This window comes from Rothia mucilaginosa (assembly GCF_001061665.1).
In the GTDB taxonomy this organism is placed as follows: Bacteria; Actinomycetota; Actinomycetes; order Actinomycetales; family Micrococcaceae; genus Rothia; species Rothia mucilaginosa_A.
In genome coordinates, this window is sequence record NZ_JVSP01000003.1 from 106,340 (window position 1) to 126,551 (window position 20,212).

Sequence of the window (20,212 nt, forward strand, 5' to 3'; positions counted from 1 at the left end):
GGATTTCCTGGCTTCGGCTCGCCAATGGTTGCGGCCTGTGTGGCTGCGGTGACTTTCGGTGCGGTAGCACCTCCGGCACAAGCATTAATTTTGTGGGAACACGAGAACTATAAGGGTTACCTTGGGACCTACAGTGGTGAGACTTGGTATGTTGGTGATAAGGCAAACGACAAAGCTTCATCGCTTACTAAAGGTAAAAATGAACTGGGAAGTATGTATTACGAAGACTACGGATATCTTGGTCGACGTTTCTTTGCGAGCTCTGATCTGAACTGTTTGCGTTGTATCTCAGATGGTCTACATTGGGGAGAAACCTGGGAAGATCGAATTAGTTCTATTAAGACTTACTGATTGATATGTGGAGGAGGAAATCCTATGCGTAAGGCTCTCTCTGCGGTAACAGTATTCTGCCTACTGGGGGCGTGCGTATCCTGCTCCAACAGCGCCGAGCGGGACACCTCACGAAAAGCTGTTCTCGATTATTCAAAGAACTACATACACCTTCCACTGGACGAGTATGCCTTCGATGAACTAACAATCCGTACGGTGAGCACGGCGTGGCACACGCTCATGTCCGAATGCTACGCGCACCACGGGCAGTCCTACGCTGTGCCCTCAATAGACACCCCGCAACCCGGGGGGCTATACGGCAACTGGAACGTCGAGTACGCCAAAAAGTACGGGTACTCCCAGAAGGAATCCCGAGGCCCAGACGATTCAGCACCAGACGACATCAACACCCAGTGCCAAGAAGAGGTGAAAACCGCATTCTCTGACGTCGAACTTGACGAAAAAGAATACCGGTTCGTAGGAGAGCTCAACTCACAGGCATACACCTACGCCTCCCAAACCGATGAGTGGAAAAATATTCGCTCAGAATGGTGGACCTGCCTGCGTGAACGCGGGCTAACCCCCAGAGAAGGAGAAGGTGACTGGATGTCCGAAGAAAGCGCACATCTCATGACTTCCTCCCAAGATAACGAAGAATCTAAGCCGGAGGAAATTCGCCTCGCAACGATTGAAGCGGAATGTAACCAGAAGGTGGGTATGGCTCAGCGCCTGGGTGATATTGAGGCGTCCTACCAGGGGCCGCTGATTGAGAAGAATCAGGCGAAGCTCAACCAGCTGAAAGAGGAAAAGGAAAAGCATGTGGCGAGGGCGCGTGAAATTATCGCCACCCGCCAGTAGCCGCACCCGCTGAATGGCAGAACGGGCGAACCAGCCGCAGAATGACAAGCTGCCCATAAGAAAATCCGCGCACAAGAAAATTTCACAAAGAAGGAGCCGGGGAGTGTCACCACTCCCCGGCCCTCACTTTATTCACTCTCAACCTCGCAGCCTACGCCAGCGCACCTACAGACCCGCCAGCTCAAGGCCACTCAGCGTCAGGCTGCTAAGCCTTTAGCCCACCGGAACGTTAACGTTCACCAGCGAGTACAGATCCTTCGGATCATCCGGGCTAGCAACCAGGTCAACGAACTGCTGCAGGTCGGTGTCCTGCGTAGCCGCACGGGCATAACGCAGACCCGAGAAGTCAGAAATCGCGAAGCCCACCGAATCAAACAGGGTAATCTGCTCATCCGACACGCGGCCCGGCTCCTCACCGGTCAGAACCTTCCAGAACTCCACCACCGGGAAGTCCGGGTCCTTCTGCTGAATCTCGCCCTCAATGCGGGTCTGCGGCGGGAACTCAACAAACACGGTGGAACGGTCCAGAATTTCGCTTTCCAGCTCAGTCTTGCCGGGGCAGTCGCCACCAATAGCGTTCAGGTGCACGCCGGGCTTCACCTGGCGGTCCAGCAGAACCTTCGCCTGCTGCTTATCGGCGGTGCAGGTGGTAATAATGTCTGCGCCCTCGACAGCCTCGTCCACGTCCTTAGCCAGGTGGATGCGGAAGCCCAACGGCTCCAGGTTGCGGCGGAACTTCTCCATCGCGTGCGGATCAACGTCGTAGACGGACAGGTCCTCAATGCCGAGTACAGCGCGCATACCCAACGCCTGGAACTCAGACTGCGAGCCGGTACCGATCATCGCCATCTTCTTGGAGTCCTTGCGTGCCAGGTGCTTAGCAACCATGGCGGACACGCCGGCGGTACGCAGCGCGGTCAGTAGGGTCATCTCAGCCAGGAACACGGGGTAGCCGTTATCCACGTCAGCGAGCAGACCGAACGCGGTCACGGTCTGGAAGCCGCGTGCCGGGTTCGACGGGTGACCGTTCACGTACTTGAAGGAGTAGGTGATGTTGTCGGAGGTGGGCATCAGCTCAATCACACCGAAGGGGGTGTGGGAAGCGACGCGCGGAATCTTGTCGAAGCTCTGCCACTTCTTGAAGTCCTCTTCGAGGAAGTCGACCATGCCGGCAATGATGTTGCCCACGCCGTCCTTCTGAATCCACTTTGCCATCGAGGCGACGTCAACAAATTCCACCGCGTGTGCGCTAGGACGTTCAGTCATGATTTTCTCCTTTGAATAATTATGCTGCAAACAATGCGTTGGCAGTGAGTGCGTTTAGCGCGGATATTAGCAATAATTATGCCAAAAATATTCCAGAACACACTCTTAAAAAATTTATTTTGTGTTTTTGGCGCGTGCACGGTGAGCTAAGCACCGTGCACGCGGGCGGGTGGGTTAGGGCTTGTCGTGGTGGCCCTTATGCGCGGTGCCGTGGTCTTCATCGTCGGCAAATTCGTCGAGCGCGATGTGGGTGCGCGGCTCCGAAACGAGCTTCTTCACCACGGGGCGGGCAGCAATCACAGGCACGGAACCGGTGTAGCCTTCACGGACGCGAGCAATCTCGTTGACGCGGTCACGAACCGTGTACCAGCCGATAATCAGCAGCGGGATAACCACCAGCAGCGATGCCAGGGTGTAGGTACCCACCGGGTAATCCAGTGCCATCAGCACAATCACAATCGCGAGGAACACCATCACGGCCCAGTCGCTGAAACGACCGCCGGGTGCGCGGTAGTTGGGGCGCTTGTACTTGCCCTCGCCGACCAGCTTCAGGTACTTCTGATGCGACATTGCGATAGCCGCCCAGCTCGCCATGGTGCCCACCGAGGCGATGTTCAGCACGACCTCGAACGCCTGCTCGGGAACGAAGAAGTTCAGCACAACACCGAAGAGGCCAATCACGCCGGTCAGCAGAATACCTGCCACCGGAACGCCGGAGCGGGACACCTTGGTGGTGAACTTCGGTGCGGAACCTGCAACACCCATCGAGTGGAGGATACGGCCGGTGGAGTACAGGCCAGCGTTCAGCGAGGAAGCAGCCGCGGTAATAACGACCAGCTGCATAATCGGTGCGGTACCGTCAATGCCGATAGCGTCGAAGAAGGTCACGAACGGCGACTCTGCATCCTTGTATGCGGTGTAGGGCATGAGCAGGCAGAGCAGAACCACGGAACCAACGTAGAAGATCGCGATACGCCAAATCACGGTGTTGATAGCGCGGGGGATAACCTTCTCAACGTTCTTGGTTTCACCACTGGTGGTGCCGACCAGCTCGATACCGGCGTAGGCGAACACAACGCCCTGAACCACGATAAGAGCGGGAAGGATACCGTTGGGGAAGAAGCCGTCATTGGCTGCAATAAGGCTCAGGCCGGGGGTGACGCCGTTGATGGGTTCACCGAAGACCAGGTACCAGATGCCCACCGCCATGAAGGACAGCAGGGCAAGAATCTTAATGAGTGCGAACCAGAATTCCAGCTCACCGAAGAGCTTCACGGAGATAAGGTTCAAGGCAACGGTGATGACAACGACGATGAATGCGCTGAGCCACTGGGGAATATCTGCGAAGAACTGGTTGTATCGACCGAACCAGCTGATGTAGATAGCGATTGCGGTGGCGTCTGCAACGGCGGTCATTGCCCAGTTCAGCCAGTACAGCCATCCGGAGACGAATGCGGCCTTTTCGCCGTAGAATTCGCGGGTGTACGAGACGAAGGAGCCCGAGGAGGGGCGGTGAAGAATCAGCTCGCCGAGGGCTCGAAGGATCAGGTAGCCGAAGAAGCCGATGACGGCGTAGATGACGGCGAGCATGGGGCCTGCGTCCTGCAGGCGGCTACCGGTGCCCAGGAACAGGCCGGTACCGATAGCGGAACCGATGGCGATCATCTGGAGCTGGCGTGCGCCGAGCCCCTTGTGGAAGCCTTCCTGCTCGTGTGCGAACGGGTCATCTGTGGGGGGCTTAGTGTACTGATCCGCTGCAGAAGTCTGCGGGTTCTTGTTCGGCGAGGTGCTCACGCTATACCTCCTTGGATAGTTACGTCTGAAGCACGTGCTACACGAAATGTGGTTGGGAACACGTCTGCGGGTTATAACGACTATAGCACGGTAATTTAGGTAATATAACTCGCATCACGTAACAATTTATATACATATAATGCATATCTTATGAATATATTTGGTTCATGTTGTAATGTGTGGTTTTCATTGTTTTGTGAAATAGATTAATTGAATCCTGAGTCCAAAAAATCAATTACCCCACCACCGCACAGCACAAGAGCACCCACAACGGGGTGCTCTCACAACCTATCCAAAACGGGGACTTAGCCCTCCATCAGCCGGTCAATCTTCGCCCGCAACGCGCGCTCGCGACGGTTCAACCACCACCAGCTCGGCCAGTGCAGGAACGAACGGCGACCCACCTGCACGACCGAGGGTAGCTTTGCCTTGGCCAGCGCCTCGTCAATCTGTGGGTCCTCCGCACCCTCGGCGCGCATCCGCTCGATAAGCGTCAGGGACTTGGCGACATCGCCGTGACCCATCACGTGGCGGCTCTTGCGCTCCAGCACCGCGTCCAGACGGGCGCGCACCGGAGCAATAGCGGCGGCGTTCGGGTGCTCACGTTCAGCGCGCCGCTGCGCCTGACGAGCCCGTTTTTCGCGGTTAAGCTCGCGCCGCTTCGCGCTATTTTTTGCCTTTGATGCGCCCATGAGAGTCCCTTTCGGTGCCGCAATATCGTGTGCGTTATCCCCGTAGCGGGTCGGGCTGGTGATTGAACCGCGGGCCGAACCCCACTCGAGGCATTAGGTCATTAATACCTCTACTTTACCGCGCAATTCCGCGGAATCACCGGCCGAGCAAACCCCAAAAAACCCCACAAAAAGATAGAGCTTCTTAGTTATGCCTTGGTAAAATAGTGCGAGTAGGAGGCGCCCCGCGCGCCAACAAAATGGTGAACCGGTCCACTAGGCGTCCGGTCGCATCTATCCAAGGAGTCAGCATATGGCTATTGCAACCCCCGAAGTCTACGCAGAAATGCTGCAGCGTGCGAAGGAACAGGGCTTCGCATACCCCGCAGTGAACGTGACCTCCTCGCAGACCCTGAACGCCGCAATCCGCGGCTTCGCAGAGGCCGGTTCGGACGGTATCATCCAGGCATCCACCGGTGGTGCAGCATACTGGTCCGGCGCTTCCAAGAAGGATATGGTCGTTGGCTCCCTGGCCTTCGCAGCCTACGCACGCGAAGTTGCTAAGCAGTACGACGTGAACATTGCACTGCACACCGACCACTGCCCCAAGGACAAGCTGGAGGGCTTCGTTCTGCCCCTGCTGGCAGAGTCCGAGAAGGCTGTCGCCCGCGGTGAGGATCCCATCTTCAACTCCCACATGTGGGACGGTTCCGCAATCGACCTGGACGAGAACCTGAAGATCGCATCCGAGCTGATCGAGCGTACCTCCAAGGCAAAGATTGTGCTCGAGGTTGAGATCGGCGCCGTCGGTGGCGAGGAAGACGGCGTTGAAGGCGCTATCGACGACTCCCTGTACACCACCGTTGCAGACGCCATCAAGACCGTTGAGGCCATCGGCCTGGGCGAGAAGGGCACCTACATGGCGGCCCTGACCTTCGGTAACGTTCACGGCGTGTACAAGCCCGGTAACGTTCACCTGCGCCCCGAGCTGCTCAAGGAAATCCAGACCGAGGTCGGCGCCAAGTACGGCAAGGGCGACAAGCCCTTCTACCTGGTGTTCCACGGTGGCTCCGGCTCCACCGAGCAGGAAATTGCAGACGCAGTGTCCTACGGTGTTATCAAGATGAACATCGACACCGACACCCAGTACGCCTTCACCCGCCCCGTTGCCGGCCACATGTTCAGCAACTACGACGGTGTGCTGAAGGTTGACGGCGAGGTCGGCAACAAGAAGACCTACGACCCCCGCGTTTGGGGTGCCGCTGCTGAGGCAGGCATGGCCGCTCGCGTGGTCGAGGCTTGCCAGCAGCTCGGCTCCGTCGGTACCTCCCTGAACAAGTAAGGTACCGCGCGCCTAGCGCAGCCGCAGAGCAAAGAGCGGTGCCCGCCTCCTCTTCACGAGGGGGCGGGCACCGCTCTTTTAAATCTCGGGTGAGGGTCGGTCGGGACCGACGCTCGCACCGGGTCTCAGCTGGGCGGGGTTGACCTGCCGCCGCGGTCAGCTAGTGGCCGCCGCAGCCGCAACCACCGCATCCGCAGCCGCCAGACTTGACGGCCACCGAGCCGGAGGCGGGAATACCGTCGCCGGTGTCGCCGCCCATGAGGTTTACGCGGTTGCCGATGTCCGGGCCGCCCACCGGCTGGGTGGTCTTGCCGGCCAGGGTGGCCGCAAAACCGGCGGGCTCGGCCAGGGGGCTGAGGTTCGGCACCATGGAGGAGCCGGTCGGGCCGCACGCCGCGGCGGCCGCGTTCGCCTTCGGCTGCGACACCATGTGCGCGCGGGAGAAGCGCTTGATCTGCTCTGCGGTCGGGTAGGTGAAGGACACCTTCACCTCGCCGTTGACGAGCATGAGCGGCAGCACCTCGCGGCCGTTCATCTCAATCTGCTCGGCCACCGGGGCGCACTCCTCAAATGCAGAGGGGTACGAATCGGTGGAGTACACCTCAATCTCAACGCCCGAATCCAGGGCTTCCTGAGCTGCCCCCAGGAAGACGGAGCGCTCCATGTCCTGCGGGTCCTCCGGGTTCTCGCCCGGGCCGGGGATAAATACTTCAAGAACGGTCTCGGTTGCCGTTTCAGTCATCGTGTAGCCTTCTTACTTTATTGGCGCTCGCCTGTTCGCGGCGCCGGTTCTTCCCTAAGTGTACTCGCGCGCTACCCGCGCATTGAAGCGAGGCTAAAATGCCAGATTTGCGGAATATTTGCAGAAATTCGCTGAAACCGATTGCGGTTCATATGTAGCGGCCCCGGGTGCGGTATTCTGAGTTCATATGCACCGGAGTGTCTAGAGCGGCTTCCCTCAACTGGCCTCCCCGGGAGCCCCGGTGCGGAATCCATCAGGCAATGACGCCGCATCCGTCGCGGACGAGCCTGCGCTACGAAAAATACGCTACCCCTAGCGCTAGAGAAGGAGCATACATGTTTGGTTTCGGCAAGAAGAAGAAGGAAGCCGCCGCACAGGAAGCCGCATCCGCAGACGTCTACGTCGCACCCGTCACCGGCGAGTACCTGCCGCTGAGCGAAGTTTCCGACCCGGTCTTCTCCCAGGGCGTCATGGGTGACGGCTACGCCGTGAACCCCACCGCAGGTACCATCGTTGCCCCCGTTGCGGGCACCATCGCCCTGATTCAGGACACCCTGCACGCCTTCATGCTCCGCACCGACAACGGCGGTGAGGTGCTCGTGCACATCGGTATCGACACCGTTGAGCTCGGCGGCGAGGGCTTCACCAAGATTGCAAACGTGGGCGACAAGGTGGAGGCAGGCGCCCCCATCATCGAGGTGGACTGGGCAGCCATCGAGGGTCGTATCCCCTCCAAGGAAACCATGGTGATGATCACCAACACCGCCAAGTTCAACATCTCGAAGGACTCCGAGGCACGCCGCCCCGTCAACGCCGGTGACCGCGTGGCCCAGGCTACCAAGAAGTAATCGAGGCCCCTACGTTGGGTGAAGATCTCGCGCAGTGACCGCACGAAAGGTCGCGTTCTGCAGGCTCGCACGAGTCTAGAACGCGGCCTTTTTCGTTATTCGAGAAATTTTTTAACGACCCCGAGGTGTTAAACCCGAAAAGCGGCGGAAAAGGTGAAACGCCCAACCGCCCCTTGCGCCGAGAGTAAAAAGGAGGTGTGCATAATACCCCAGAATCCCTAAATACCCGTGAAGAAACGATAAAAAATCGTTATTCTACTTAGAGTTACAGTTTGAGTTGAGAGATTCCGGCATCTCAGCTATAAACGGAAACTTTGAACCCAACCACACACATAACGCTCAACTCACTACAGAAAAAAGGACCACTACGGTGACCGTACTCTCGAACACCACCAAGAAGATGAGCCGCCGCGGCTTCCTCGGTGCCTCCGCACTCGTGCCCGCAGCCCTCGCGCTGCAGACCGGTGAGGCCCACGCAGCCGCCAACACGACCGCACAGCTTGCCGCCGTGCGCAGCGGATCCCCCGCGCACCAGCTGCTGTACAAGACCGATGAATTCTTCATCGCACACCGCGGCGCGGGCAACATCAGCCCCGAGCACACCGCCTACGCATACGCCGAGTCCGTACGCCGCGGCGCCCTGGCCGTCGAAATTTCCGTGCGCACCACCCGCGACGGCAAATTTGTCTGCATGCACGACGCCAGCATCAAGCGCACCACCGGCGCCAACCTGGTCGTCCGCGACACCAACCTCGATGAGCTGCGCCGCCACCGGGTCGACATGCGTGAAAACCTGGGCGATAACATCGGCCTGTACGACATCCCCACTCTCGAAGAGGCCATCGAAGCCATCAACAACGTGCCCGAAGGCGGCGAATACGCCTCCATCGGCGGCAAGAAGGTTGTGCTCTTCATCGAGGCGAAGGACGGCCAGGCACAGCAGGGCCTGCTCAAGTTCATCACCGACCGCGGCCTGCAGCGTCGCACCGTCATCAAGATGTACCGCGACGGCAGCGGCGGCTTCAACCCCACTTCTCGCTACCTCAAGCTCGTGAACGCCGCGGGCTGCGGCACCTGGTGCTACTTCGACGGCGGCGACCCCATCGACAAGATTTCCGCTATGGCCCGCCACAAGAACGTGGACGCCCTCGGCGTGCCCTTCTACGAGAAGCCCACCGGCGCGGGCTACGGCTCCATGAGCGAGGACGCCGTGCGCACCCTCACGAGCCTTGGCAAGGCTGTCATCGTGTGGGAGGTCCACCGCCGCTCCGTCTACGAAAACTACAAGGCGCTCGGTGTGAAGGGTTTCATGTGCCCCGACCCCTACTGGGTGATCGGCGACCCCTTCGACTCCAGCGTGAAGATTAACACCGGCCGTCGCCAGCACGGCATCCTGCCGGCCGACCCCTCCACCGCGGCCGACATGCCCGAACTGAACGGCAAGGCCATCGTGCACCGCCAGCGTTACGACGAGTCCGTGCTGCTCGGCCCCCTGTCTAACTTCACCACCCGCGATAAGTACACCCTGGACTTCTCCATGAAGTGGACCGGTGAACTGCCCAAGCAGCAGAGCCACTACGGCTACGTTGCCTTCGGCCGCCAGCACGATGGCGCCTTCGGCATCGGCAAGAAGTTCGCCGCCAAGCAGGATGACGGCACCTACCTGCTCGCGGTGCGCCCCTCGTACCAGGGCGGCTCGGTCGCGCAGATTCTCTGTTTCGCCCCCGGCCAGTCCACCCCGCGCGTGCTGCACACCATGAAGCTGCGTCAGAAGGTCACCACCGGTCAGGCGCTGAACTGCAAGATCGTGGTGAACAAGAACAGCTTCTACTACACGATTAACGGCCAGTACTCCAGCCCGATTAACCACAGCGCCTACCGCGGCCCGTACGTGCACTTCGGCCGCTTCCACGGCACGAATGACGGTGGTCCTCTGGAGCTGACCCGCATCGAGGCACGCCAGTCCTGGGTTTGAGAGCGCAGGTGGGCTTAAACCACCGCCGAGTACCCCGCCACTCGCGGCTCACCACCGCGGAGAGCGAGGCGCAGGGCTTCGCGGATGCACACCGAGCATCCCTTCCGGGCTAGGCCTCCCATAATCCCCCCAGCTGCTCGCGCACCGAGCGAGAATCCACCCCGAAGGGGGCTGCATCCGTGGCGGATGCGGCCCCCTTCGGCGTGCTCGGGCGGGTTGGTCGAGTGGGGGAGAGGGGCATCGGCGGCGCGCGAGGGCACCCCGTGCGCGTTTTGGGGCGAGTAGCGGGCCGCGGGGTAGGGGAGAAGCGCGGGACTAGAATTAAAAGCGTCAGAGTCGACCGCACCGGCCGCCCCAACCCGAAAGGCACGCCATGACCACCTCGCCCGAAAACTCCGCCGCCGAGAGCGCTACTTCCGAAAAGCCCGTCGCAAACACGGCACCAGAGAGCCCCACTTCCGAAAAGCCCGCCGCGAAATCAGCCCAGCTGCGAGGCCGCACCGAACCGCACAAGCAAAGCATCAACATGCCGCAACGCGAACCCATCGACCCCTACGAGCGGCCCTCCTACCCCTTCTTCTACGTGCCCACCGACCTGCTCATCGGCGGCAGCTGGGTCACCGGCGACAACGGCTCCTTCCCCGTGCACAACCCCTCCTGCGACCAAATCCTCGCGCACGTCGCCGACGCCAGCGTCGAACAGGGCATCGAAGCACTCGACGCCGCCTGCGACGCCCGCACCTCATGGGCGGCAACCAGCCCCCGCGAACGCGCCGACATCCTCAACCGCGCCTACACGCTCATGACGCAGCGCACCGAAGTCATCGCCCGGCTCATGACCCTCGAAATGGGCAAGCCCCTCGACCAGTCCCGCGGCGAGGTCGCCTACGCGGCAAACTACCTGCGCTGGTACGCCGAAGAAGCTGCCCGCAACTTCGGCCGCACCGCCGTCGCCCCCGAATCCGGGCTGCAGATCACCACCGTACGCCGCCCCGTCGGCCCCTGCCTGCTGATTACCCCCTGGAACTTCCCGCTCGCCATGGCGGCACGCAAGGTCGCCCCGGCGCTCGCGGCGGGTTGTACCGCGGTGCTCAAGCCCGCCTCCCTGACCCCGCTTAGCTCCCTGTACTTCGCGTCCCTGATGCGTGAGGCGGGCCTGCCGGACGGCGTGCTGAACGTGGTGACCACCTCCCGCACCAGCGAGGTTGTCTCCGCGCTGATGGCTGATGAGCGCCTGCGGAAGGTCTCGTTCACCGGCTCCACCGCCGTGGGCCGCACCTTGCTCGCGCAGGCCTCGCAGAACGTTCTGCGCACCTCCATGGAGCTGGGCGGCAACGCACCGTTCATCGTCTTTGAGGATGCGGACATCCCCGCCGCCGTGGAGGGCGCTTACGCGGCGAAGATGAGGAATATGGGCGAGGCCTGCACCGCCGCCAACCGATTCATCGTGCACGAGGACATTGCCGAAGAGTTCACCCGCGCTTTCGTGGAACGCATGGAGGCGACCGTCGTGGGTGACGGAACCGTCGACGGAACCGAATGTGGGCCGCTAATTCAACCTTCAGCGGTTGAATCCATGCTTTTTATGGTCGAAGACGCCCTGGGCAAGGGCGCGCTCCTCGCCTGCGGTGGAGACATTCCCGAGCTTGAGGAGAACGTTCCGAGCGATACCGGCGGCATGCCCAAGAACCTCAACAAGGGCAACTTCATCAACCCCACCGTGCTGACCGGCGTGACCGATTCGATGCGCGTGTGGCGTGAAGAAATCTTCGGCCCCGTCGCCCCGATTGCAACGTTCGGCGGCTACGGCGAGGAAGGCGAACGCACCGCGCTGAAGCTCGCCAACGACACCGAGTACGGCCTGGCGGCGTACGTGTACACGAGCAACCATCCGCGCTTTACGCGCATGGCGGCGGGCCTGGAGTTCGGCCTGATCGGTTACAACTCCGGCGTCATCTCGAATGCGGCGGCACCCTTCGGCGGTGTGAAGCAGTCCGGCATGGGCCGCGAGGGCGGCCCGGAGGGCCTGGAAGAGTACACCGAGCTGCAGTACATCGGCGCGCCGAACCCGTTCGCCGGGTAAGCCTGATACAGCGAAGCCCCGGAGGGTACCCGAGAAGGTGCCCGCCGGGGCTTCGCGCTATCTAAGTCATGCGCGGGTTTTAGAGCTGGTGCAATGCGAGCAGTTCGCGGCTGAAAGCATCTGCGGGACCCTTGCCGCAGGAGTTGGGGCGCGGCTCAAGGGTGACCCGCCCGAAGAAGGCGACCCAGGTGCGTCCGTCGGTGTGGGAGGTGAGCGCCGCCTCCATGGTGGGGTGTTCGGAGAAATCTTTAGGCGAGAACGCCGCAAAAAATTCAGGGGAGAATTCAGTGCTTGTCTCGACGTTCACATCGACGCCCGCCTCGCAGAGCGCAATGAATGCCTCCCGCCCCGATGTTTCACGTGAAACCAAACCTCCAGAGGTTACTTCTTCGCCCTTTTTCTCTAGTTCGAGGCGTACGGCAACCTCCGCCGCCTGCTCCACCGGAGTATCCGTGCTGCGGCCTCGCAGACCGTGCAGTGACGGAATGGAACGACCCGCCAGCGACAGGTACGCCGCCAGCGCCGAAGGCTCCGACAGGCGACCGTAGGTGTAGCCGGTGGGTAGCATAATGCCGACTGGGGCAAAGCGGTGGCCACCCGTATGCGAGCACTCCCAGACCGCATTACCCGGCAGGATATCCGCCAGGTGCGCCGCAATGGGGCGACCGCGCAGGGCACAGCAGCGGTCGCGCTTGGAATGAGTGCACACGAGAATGGCGGGGGAGTCCATGAGCTCCGCGTCGGTCGCCTGAATCAACGCCTCCGGGTTGTCCAGGGGCAGGTCGAGCAGCTGCTCGGGGGTGCTCACGCTGAACGAGTAGAGCTTCTCCTCGCCCGGGGTGCAGAGCGCGTAGAGTACCCGGTGGGTCGGGTTGCCGGATGCATCCAGCGCGCCGTGCAGTACACGCCCCGCCCTGCCCGCCTGGCGGATCAGCAGGAACTTCAAACCCGCCTGTGAGACTGCCTCGCCCAACGCCTCCGAAAGCTCCTCGCCGAGGGCGGAGCCGTCCAGCACGTCGCGGCCCCACTGGCCCACGTGTTCGAGTGCCAGCCAGGCGGTGGCGCGTCCGGCGGTGCCGCCGAGAGCCTCGTCGTCGTAGAGGGAGCAGGAGTCCGCCGGGATGCTCGTGGCGCGGGTGCGTGAGGATAGCTCATCGGCGTGTGCGGCACGCAGGTTGTTTAGCTCGGCGGGGTTGGTGGCGCGCGGCTCGGGGGTTGCGGGGGTGCAGGATTCAGTCATGGTTCCTTGATTCTACGCCTGCGGGATGTGAATGATCTATGTTGCCCCTGCACGGTCTAAATGCTGAAAGACAACCGTATAAGGGTGATTTTTAGGGGTTATCGGGCGGTCAACTACTCAGGAAGAAGCGCACCGCCCCGCACCGGTGGAGGCATAAGCGCCTCGGGTTAGACCGCCGGTACAACGTAGCCGGCACAATATAGCCGGTGCAACGTAAGAAGGGTGTGTGCCGTGTTCAGTGAACACGGCACACACCCTTTCGGCATACCGACTATTACCGGCTGCTATTCGCTGTTACTGGTTGTCGAGGACGTACTGTTTGAACTGCTCGTCCCGGCGTTTGAATTCTTTAAGTTCATTCTCCAAGGCAGCCTGGTTCTTGGCGACGAGCGGCTTCTGGTACTGCGCCTCCAGGTCGTAGAGCTTCTGTGAACGGCCTACATCCTGATTGCACTGCGCCTGGATAGTGGCGATTCGAATTTCCTCTTCTGAGGGGGTGGTGCTCTGACGAATATTCTTTTCTTCCTTGACGGTCATCTCACTATCGGGGGTGAGACCCTTATCCTTGACGCATCGCTTCCATTCGTCGTCGAGAGATTTTTTGAGCTGCCTATCCCCTGCGGCGTTTCGAGCGTCGGTTTCCAAACGCCTATACGTGGCGGAGCCGAATGGTATCTCTCCGATTTTTGCCATCTCTTCGCTGGCGCGCTGATAGCATTCGGTACTGACATCCGGGCCAGGGTCGGATGAGGGCGCAGGGGAGGACAGATCCAGCGTATTCGAGTCGTCGCTCTTGTGGAGGCCGTACTTTTGGGCGTACTCAACGTTCCAGATTCCGTAGGTCCTGCCGAAGTTCCTGCCGGCCCCCTCGGTGCGGACAAACATCTTGTAGTGTTGCCCGTGTTCGGCAAAGCACTTTTTGCGGGCGAGCTCAAGGGCTTTGGTGAAGTATTCGTCCTTGCCGGTGGTGTCGTATGCGTCCAGGGGTAGGATCACCTGGTCATTTTCTACGTCGAAAATCGCGCGGGCACTTTCGTCCTTCTCCAGAGAAGGGCCGAAGGAGCAAGAGGACAGCACAGTGCTGATGAGGGCAGCCGCCATAAGCTTTTTCAAAGCTGACATGGTGTATATCCAATCTGTTACGGGGAGCCCGTGGCGTCGCGGCCACAACCCCCCCCGTAGACCACGCGAACGATGTGGCCTTGAGAACACTTCTTGAGAAGGTGACTTAACAATACCCCTAGTGGAGGCTAGTTTGCCCCCAATAGGCTGGTGCGTGCAATAGAAAATTTTCTGCCGCGTGGCGGGTTCGGTGTCGGTTGCGGATTTGCCCGGTGAGATTGCGCAGGATAGGTGGGCGCACCTGATTTGGTGCCCCGCCCGCCTCGCGCCACAATGAACACATGACCGCAGAAGACACCAACACACTAACCAGCGCCAGGCTCGACCTCTGGCTCTGGTCGGTGCGCATCTTTAAAACCCGTTCCCTCGCCGCCGACGAATGTAAAGGCGGCCACGTGCGCGTCAACGACGCCCCCGCCAAACCCTCCCAAAAACTCAAAAAAGGCGACGTGGTGCGCGTGCGCTACCCCGGCTGGGAACGCGTCTTCAAAGTTGAAAAACTCCTCGTCAAACGCGTAGGCGCCCCCATCGCCGTCACCTGCTACGAAGACCTTTCCGGCCCGCGCCCCGCCTACCTCTCCATGCCCCCGGTCGCCAAACGCGAACGAGGCAGCGGCCGCCCCACCAAGAAGGAACGCCGCGCCCTCGACGAACTACGCGGCCGAGGCGCCTAACCGCGCATCTCGCGCGCCTATCTCGCAGAGTGCACCCCGCCCCGCGCGCAGGCACCCGCCGCCGCGGCGGAGAGTAGCCTAGAAGGATGAGCACACAGAAGCACCCTATTGCTGAACCCAGCGGCACCGAACCCGGCGCGCCCGCTAAAAATGCCGCGAATACCGCCGCGAGCCCCAGCACCAATGCCGGTACCAACACCGCCGAGCCTTCGCTGAACCGACGCATCCTCGCGCTCGCCGTACCCGCCTTCGGCGCGCTCATCGCCGAACCCATCTTCGTGCTCACCGACTCCGCCCTCATCGGCCAACTCGGCAAGGCAGAACTCGCCGGCATGAGCATCGCCGCCACGCTCGTCACCACGGTCGTGGGCCTCATGAACTTCCTCGCCTACTCCGTCACGCCCGCCGTGGCGCGCGCCTTCGGCGAGAAGAACCTGCGCCGCGCCTGGCAGATCGGTGTGGACGGCGTGTGGGTCGCCTTCGGCCTCGGCATGCTCCTCATGATCGCCGGATACGCCTTCGCAGACCCGCTGCTGCGCGGCCTCGGCGCGACCGACGAAACCATGAGCTACGCCCTCGACTACCTGCACCACTCGCTGTGGGGTATTCCGCCGATGATGATTATCCTCGCGCAGGTCGGCACGCTCCGCGGACTGCAAGACACCGTCACCCCGCTCAAAGTCGCCACGGTCGGCACGCTCGTCAACATTGTGCTGAACTGGTTGCTCATCTACCCGGTCGGCTGGGGTGTCGCCGGTTCGGCGACCGGCACCTCCCTCACCCAGTGGGGCATGGCTGCCGCGCTCGGTGTGGTCATGATGCGCGGCACCCGCGAGCACGCCGTCCGCTGGGCACCCGACGTCGCCGGCATGCGTTCGGTGCTCTCGCTCGGCTCCTGGCTCATGCTGCGCACCCTGTCCATGCGCATCGCCTCCCTGCTGACCGTGTTCGTCGTGGCACGATTCGGCACCGAACACACCGCCGCCTACCAGCTCGGTATGGGCGTATTTAACCTCTTCCTCTACGCCCTGGACTCCCTCGCCATCGCCGCCCAGGCGCTACTCGGCAAGGAACTCGGCGAACGCGACCTGAACGTAGAATCCGAGCGCGTGAAGGTGCGCCAGCTGAAAAACCGGCTGCTGCGCATGAGCCTCATCTACGGCGTTATCACCGGCCTAATCTGCCCTCTCATCGGCTTCTTCGGCTCCTGGCTGTTCACTAAGGATGCGCAGGTGGCGTTCCTCTTCACCATCGCCACCGTTATCATTGCCCTCGGCCAGCCCATCGCCGCCTACGTGTTCACCCTGGACGGCATCCTCATGGGCGCGCAGGACGTGAAATACCTGGCAATCGGCTGCTTCATCATGCTCGTCATGTACGTGCCCGTCATGCTCGGCCTGCACTGGGTAGTCGGTGCCGGCACCATGGATGCGCTCGCCGGGTATTGCGGCTTGTGGGCGGCGTATATTCTGTACTTCCAGGGAATCCGCGCGGTCATTTTCGGTCGCCGCGCCCGCTCGGATGTGTGGATGAAAGCCGGTGCCTAGTAGGGGCTTCGCAGAGGGACTTGTAGGGGGCTCTGGAGGTGCTTCTCCGGGGAACTTTGGTGTGCGCCGGGGCGGCTGGACTGGGCATTTTGTGGCGGTACTTCACGCTCTCGCGGAGTATTTCCTGCGGGCGTAACTCGCCACATTTCGTACCGCCGGCACCCTCCGCAGGTGTAGCATGACAGGATATTGAAACCCTCATGCAAAGGATGAAACCGTGACCGTAACCCGCGAAGAAGCCCTCGAAATTTTCGCCCGCCGCCGCGCAACCCGCGCCTACGACCCCGACCGCCGCATCAGCGACGAAGACTTTGCCGCAATCCTCGAATTTGCGCGCCTGTCGCCCAGCTCCGTCGGCACCGAGCCGTGGAAGTTCCTGGTCATCCAGGACCCCGAACTGCGCGAAAAGCTCAAGCCGATCGCCTGGGGCATGGCGGGCGCCCTCGACGACGCAAGCCACCTGGTTGTTCTGCTGGCGAAGAAGGGCCTGCGCTACGACACCCCGTGGATGCGCCGCACCCTCGAAAGCCGCAACCTCACCGAGGAGCAGATGGAGGCCGCACTCGAACGCTACGGTAACTTCCAGAAGAACGACATGAAGGTCCTGGAAAGCGACCGCGCGCTCTTCGACTGGGCATCCAAGCAGACCTACATCGCCCTGGGCAACATGATGACCGGCGCCGCAATGCTCGGCATCGACTCCTGCCCCATTGAGGGTATGAACTACGAGGCAGTGAACGAGCTGCTCACTTCTGCCGGCCTGTTCGACCCGGAGGAGTACGGCGTGTCCGTGGCTGTGACCTTCGGTTACCGTGCCCGCGAGATTGCCCCGAAGAGCCGCCGCTCCATCGAGGACCTGGTCACCTGGGCGTAAGGTTCTGCCGGGCTGTCGGCGAGATGTTCAAGCCGCCGCCCGTGAAAACTGAATATAAAGAAATGCACCGCCCTTACACAGGCGGTGCATTTCTTTATATCTTTACCGCGCGAAAGCACGGTAAGATGCGCTTTTGAAATTTTCGTTCAGGCTATTTCAATAGCTAATGTTCGGACAATTTCGCGTTATGTTTTACTACTTCCTAAACGCCGTCAGACGCATAGAATTCAGCACCACAAACACCGAACTAAACGCCATAGCCGCACCCGCAATCATCGGGTTCAGCAGGCCCGCCACGGCGACCGGAACAGCCACCGAATTGTAGGCGAACGCCCAGAACAGGTTCGACTTGATGGTGCGCAGCGTAGCCCGGGAGAGGCGCAGCGCCGTGACCACCGAGGCGACATCCGAGCGGGTCAGCACGATATCGGCGGCCTCCGCGGCAACGTCCGTGCCCGAACCCATCGCGATGCCCAGCTCGGCCAGAGCCAGCGCCGGGGCGTCATTCACGCCGTCGCCAACCATCGCCACGCGGTGACCGGCCTTCTGCAACTGGCGGACCACCTGCGACTTACCCTCGGGGGTCACGCCGGCGTACACGTTATCTGCCGAAATGCCGACCTGCGAGGCAACCGCCTGCGCAACCTGCGGGGCGTCGCCGGTGAGCAGGATGGGCTCCAGACCGAGCTCGCGCAGCTGCGCCATGGTCTCTGCAGCCTCCGGCTTGGGGGTATCGGCAACCGAAATCATGCCGACCGGCTGCGGGTCGGGGGTGCTGTTCGGGGCTTCACCGTTCGGAGCCTCGCCGCGGGCGACGACCACGGTCGTCAGACCCGCCCGGCGAGCCTGATCCAGCAGCGCCAACTGGCCCTCGCTCAGCTGCGCACCCGCCGCCTGCAGGTACTCGGGAGTACCCACCACAACCAGCTGGGGGGCGCCGCTCTCGGCGCCTTCACCCGCGCCGCTCAGCACGCCGCGCACGCCTCCGGGGACACCCTCAAAGCCGCTCACGCTGGGTGCTGAAGCGCCCTCAGCCAGCACGCCCTGCTCACGGGCAAAACCGGCAATCGCGCGGGCAATCGGGTGCTCGCTCAGCGCCTCCACGGCGGCGGCATCACGCAAAACAGACAGGGAACGTTCGCTCTTGGAATCTGCAGAATCCGGCGAAATACCGGACAAGTCACCCGCCGACTCGTAGTCGCCAAACGTGCCGTAGAACGCCACGGACATCTCGCCGGTCGTCACGGTACCGGTCTTATCCAGTACCACGCGATCAACCGTGCTCGTCGCCTCCAGTACCTGCGCATTACGAATCAAAATGCCCAGCTGCCAGCCGCGACCCGTACCCGCCAGCAGAGCCGTCGGGGTCGCCAAACCCAGGGCGCACGGGCACGCCACCACCAGCACCGACACCGCTGCGTTGAACGCCGCCGCACCGTCACCGGAAATCAGCCACCAACCGACCAGGGTCAGCGCCGAAATCGTCAAAATCACCGGCACGAACACGGCAGAAACACGATCTGCCAAGCGAGCAATAGGAGCCTTCGTCTCCTGGGCGCTGGCCACCAGCTCACCCATCTTCGCCAGGGTCGTCTCGGTGCCCACGCGGGTGGCGCGCACCGTCAACGAACCCGAAGTGTTCACCGTGGCACCCGTAACCGTATCGCCCGGATGCACCTCAACCGGCACAGACTCGCCGGTCAGCAGGGACGCATCCACCGCGGAGGTACCCTCGACCACCACGCCGTCCGTGGCAATCTTCTCGCCCGGGCGCACCAGGAACAGGTCATCCGGCATGAGGTCCTCCACCGGAACCTGCACCTGCTTGGTCACGCCCTGCTTATCGGTGCGCAGCAGGGTCGCCTCCTTCGCGCCCATGCTCAGCAGGGTGCGCAGCGCATCCGAGGAGCGGTGGCGGGTGCGGTGCTCAATTGCGCGGCCAATCAGCAGGAACAGCGTCACCATGGACGCCGAATCGAAGTACAGCGGCGCATGGTGGCCGGTAAACATCGACCAGAAGCTGCCGCCCGCATGGTGCACGTGCGCCGTCAGTGCCGGGTTCATGAGCAGCTGCGCCAGCGAATAGAAGTACGCCACGACCACGCCGAGGGACACGAGCGTATCCATCGTGGAGGAGCCGTGACGGGCATTGATGAGCGCGGCGCGGTGGAACGGCGCGGCGCACCAGAACGCGACCGGCGCGGTCAGAATCGCCACGACCCAGCCCCAGTTCGGGAACTGGAACGCCGGGAACATGGAAATCAGGAAGATGGGCACACCCAGAATCGTCGCGTAGATAATGCGGTCGGTGAAGCCGCCCTTCATGCTCGGGGTGGTGTGCTGACCGCCGCCGTCGGATGCGCTCGCATCAGTCGCGGCGCCCACGCGCGGGCCGTTTTTGAGGTGCGCCTTGTAGCCGGCGTTGTTGATGGTCTCAACAATCTGCTCGTCGCTCACGCCCTCGGGTACGATGACGCGCGCGGACTCCAGCGGCAGGTTCACCGCCGGGTCAACACCGGGGATTTTGCGGAGCTTACGCTCCACGCGGCCCACGCAGGATGCACAGGTCATGCCCTGAATGTCCACGTGGATAATTCGGGTTGACTCCGTTGATTTTGCGGTCGTTCCGGCAGGATTAAAAAGAGAGCGCTCACTCTGTGATGAGGTCTCGCGGGTGCTTGTTGAAGGCAGTGTAGAAGACACAATACTTCCTCAAAAATAAAAACAGAGGGTAGAAAAAAGGTACACCAAGCCGGGGGAGGGGCCCCGAAGGACCCCGCCCCGGCGGTGTTTGGCGCAATGTTTAGGGTGCGCCGTCGAGAGCGCGTGAGGGTGAAAACCGCGAG

15 protein-coding genes are annotated in these 20,212 nt (G+C 61.6%); 8 read left to right on the forward strand and 7 right to left on the reverse strand.

The features are described from left to right. Window positions 1-375 precede the first annotated feature (375 nt). Window positions 376-1,188 (forward strand): hypothetical protein, encoded by an 813-nt coding sequence (locus ADJ95_RS02765; protein ID WP_049332342.1) that lies wholly within the window; start codon window positions 376-378, stop codon window positions 1,186-1,188. Window positions 1,189-1,401: 213 nt separating this feature from the next. Here the strand turns inward: ADJ95_RS02765 and ADJ95_RS02770 are convergent, their stop codons facing one another. The 3 genes from ADJ95_RS02770 to ADJ95_RS02780 form a co-directional block, all read right to left on the reverse strand. Beyond that, window positions 1,402-2,454, reverse strand: coding sequence for an ornithine cyclodeaminase (locus ADJ95_RS02770; protein WP_049332345.1), 1,053 nt, complete (start codon window positions 2,452-2,454; stop codon window positions 1,402-1,404). Between the two features lie 174 nt (window positions 2,455-2,628). Beyond that, on the reverse strand, window positions 2,629-4,248 hold the full coding sequence (locus ADJ95_RS02775; protein ID WP_049332347.1) for an amino acid permease: 1,620 nt from the start codon (window positions 4,246-4,248) through the stop codon (window positions 2,629-2,631). A gap of 305 nt (window positions 4,249-4,553) precedes the next feature. Continuing rightward, a complete protein-coding gene (locus tag ADJ95_RS02780) occupies window positions 4,554-4,940 on the reverse strand; it encodes a hypothetical protein (protein WP_049332349.1) in 387 nt (128 codons plus the stop codon). A gap of 292 nt (window positions 4,941-5,232) precedes the next feature. Here ADJ95_RS02780 and fbaA point away from each other — a divergent pair, with 292 nt between their 5' ends. Next, the gene (fbaA, locus tag ADJ95_RS02785; protein WP_049332351.1) at window positions 5,233-6,261 is read left to right on the forward strand and encodes a class II fructose-bisphosphate aldolase; all 1,029 of its coding nucleotides are present in this window, start codon (window positions 5,233-5,235) and stop codon (window positions 6,259-6,261) included. A 160-nt stretch (window positions 6,262-6,421) separates the two neighbouring features. Here fbaA and ADJ95_RS02790 read toward each other — a convergent pair whose 3' ends face one another. After that, window positions 6,422-7,003 carry an arsenic metallochaperone ArsD family protein gene (locus tag ADJ95_RS02790; RefSeq protein ID WP_049332353.1) on the reverse strand — a complete coding sequence of 194 codons (582 nt, stop codon included), beginning with the start codon at window positions 7,001-7,003 and terminating at the stop codon, window positions 6,422-6,424. Between the two features lie 335 nt (window positions 7,004-7,338). Between ADJ95_RS02790 and ADJ95_RS02795 the strand changes: the two genes are divergently transcribed. The 3 genes from ADJ95_RS02795 (at window position 7,339) to ADJ95_RS02805 (ending at window position 11,909) form a co-directional block, all read left to right on the forward strand. Continuing rightward, window positions 7,339-7,851 carry a PTS sugar transporter subunit IIA gene (locus ADJ95_RS02795; RefSeq protein ID WP_049332355.1) on the forward strand — a complete coding sequence of 171 codons (513 nt, stop codon included), beginning with the start codon at window positions 7,339-7,341 and terminating at the stop codon, window positions 7,849-7,851. A gap of 370 nt (window positions 7,852-8,221) precedes the next feature. Continuing rightward, a complete protein-coding gene (locus ADJ95_RS02800) occupies window positions 8,222-9,826 on the forward strand; it encodes a glycerophosphodiester phosphodiesterase (protein WP_239662756.1) in 1,605 nt (534 codons plus the stop codon). 373 nt (window positions 9,827-10,199) lie between these two features. Further along, window positions 10,200-11,909, forward strand: a complete 1,710-nt coding sequence (locus ADJ95_RS02805; protein WP_049332358.1) for an NAD-dependent succinate-semialdehyde dehydrogenase — start codon at window positions 10,200-10,202, stop codon at window positions 11,907-11,909. 79 nt (window positions 11,910-11,988) lie between these two features. Here ADJ95_RS02805 and ADJ95_RS02810 read toward each other — a convergent pair whose 3' ends face one another. Both ADJ95_RS02810 and ADJ95_RS02815 read right to left on the reverse strand, forming a co-directional pair. Then, window positions 11,989-13,149: a sucrase ferredoxin gene (locus ADJ95_RS02810; RefSeq protein ID WP_049332362.1), complete on the reverse strand. Its 1,161-nt coding sequence runs from the start codon at window positions 13,147-13,149 to the stop codon at window positions 11,989-11,991. Between the two features lie 294 nt (window positions 13,150-13,443). Then, window positions 13,444-14,271, reverse strand: a complete 828-nt coding sequence (locus ADJ95_RS02815) for a hypothetical protein (RefSeq protein WP_049332363.1) — start codon at window positions 14,269-14,271, stop codon at window positions 13,444-13,446. 281 nt (window positions 14,272-14,552) lie between these two features. Here ADJ95_RS02815 and ADJ95_RS02820 point away from each other — a divergent pair, with 281 nt between their 5' ends. From ADJ95_RS02820 to ADJ95_RS02830, 3 genes are all read left to right on the forward strand, one after another. Next, window positions 14,553-14,945 carry an RNA-binding S4 domain-containing protein gene (locus ADJ95_RS02820; RefSeq protein ID WP_049332365.1) on the forward strand — a complete coding sequence of 131 codons (393 nt, stop codon included), beginning with the start codon at window positions 14,553-14,555 and terminating at the stop codon, window positions 14,943-14,945. An 86-nt stretch (window positions 14,946-15,031) separates the two neighbouring features. Then, window positions 15,032-16,492, forward strand: coding sequence for an MATE family efflux transporter (locus ADJ95_RS02825; protein ID WP_049332368.1), 1,461 nt, complete (start codon window positions 15,032-15,034; stop codon window positions 16,490-16,492). A gap of 217 nt (window positions 16,493-16,709) precedes the next feature. Beyond that, window positions 16,710-17,366, forward strand: coding sequence for an NAD(P)H-dependent oxidoreductase (locus tag ADJ95_RS02830; protein WP_049332370.1), 657 nt, complete (start codon window positions 16,710-16,712; stop codon window positions 17,364-17,366). Between the two features lie 195 nt (window positions 17,367-17,561). Here ADJ95_RS02830 and ADJ95_RS02835 read toward each other — a convergent pair whose 3' ends face one another. Beyond that, on the reverse strand, window positions 17,562-20,057 hold the full coding sequence (locus tag ADJ95_RS02835; protein WP_049332424.1) for a heavy metal translocating P-type ATPase: 2,496 nt from the start codon (window positions 20,055-20,057) through the stop codon (window positions 17,562-17,564). Between the last annotated feature and the right edge of the window lie 155 nt (window positions 20,058-20,212).

Coding starts and splice junctions, on each gene's coding strand:
- ADJ95_RS02765 (WP_049332342.1), top strand. CDS start 376: ATGCGTAAGGCTCTCTCTGCGGTAACAGTATTCTGCCTACTGGGGGCG.
- ADJ95_RS02770 (WP_049332345.1), bottom strand. CDS start 2,454: ATGACTGAACGTCCTAGCGCACACGCGGTGGAATTTGTTGACGTCGCC.
- ADJ95_RS02780 (WP_049332349.1), bottom strand. CDS start 4,940: ATGGGCGCATCAAAGGCAAAAAATAGCGCGAAGCGGCGCGAGCTTAAC.
- fbaA (WP_049332351.1), top strand. CDS start 5,233: ATGGCTATTGCAACCCCCGAAGTCTACGCAGAAATGCTGCAGCGTGCG.
- ADJ95_RS02790 (WP_049332353.1), bottom strand. CDS start 7,003: ATGACTGAAACGGCAACCGAGACCGTTCTTGAAGTATTTATCCCCGGC.
- ADJ95_RS02795 (WP_049332355.1), top strand. CDS start 7,339: ATGTTTGGTTTCGGCAAGAAGAAGAAGGAAGCCGCCGCACAGGAAGCC.
- ADJ95_RS02805 (WP_049332358.1), top strand. CDS start 10,200: ATGACCACCTCGCCCGAAAACTCCGCCGCCGAGAGCGCTACTTCCGAA.
- ADJ95_RS02810 (WP_049332362.1), bottom strand. CDS start 13,149: ATGACTGAATCCTGCACCCCCGCAACCCCCGAGCCGCGCGCCACCAAC.
- ADJ95_RS02815 (WP_049332363.1), bottom strand. CDS start 14,271: ATGTCAGCTTTGAAAAAGCTTATGGCGGCTGCCCTCATCAGCACTGTG.
- ADJ95_RS02820 (WP_049332365.1), top strand. CDS start 14,553: ATGACCGCAGAAGACACCAACACACTAACCAGCGCCAGGCTCGACCTC.
- ADJ95_RS02825 (WP_049332368.1), top strand. CDS start 15,032: ATGAGCACACAGAAGCACCCTATTGCTGAACCCAGCGGCACCGAACCC.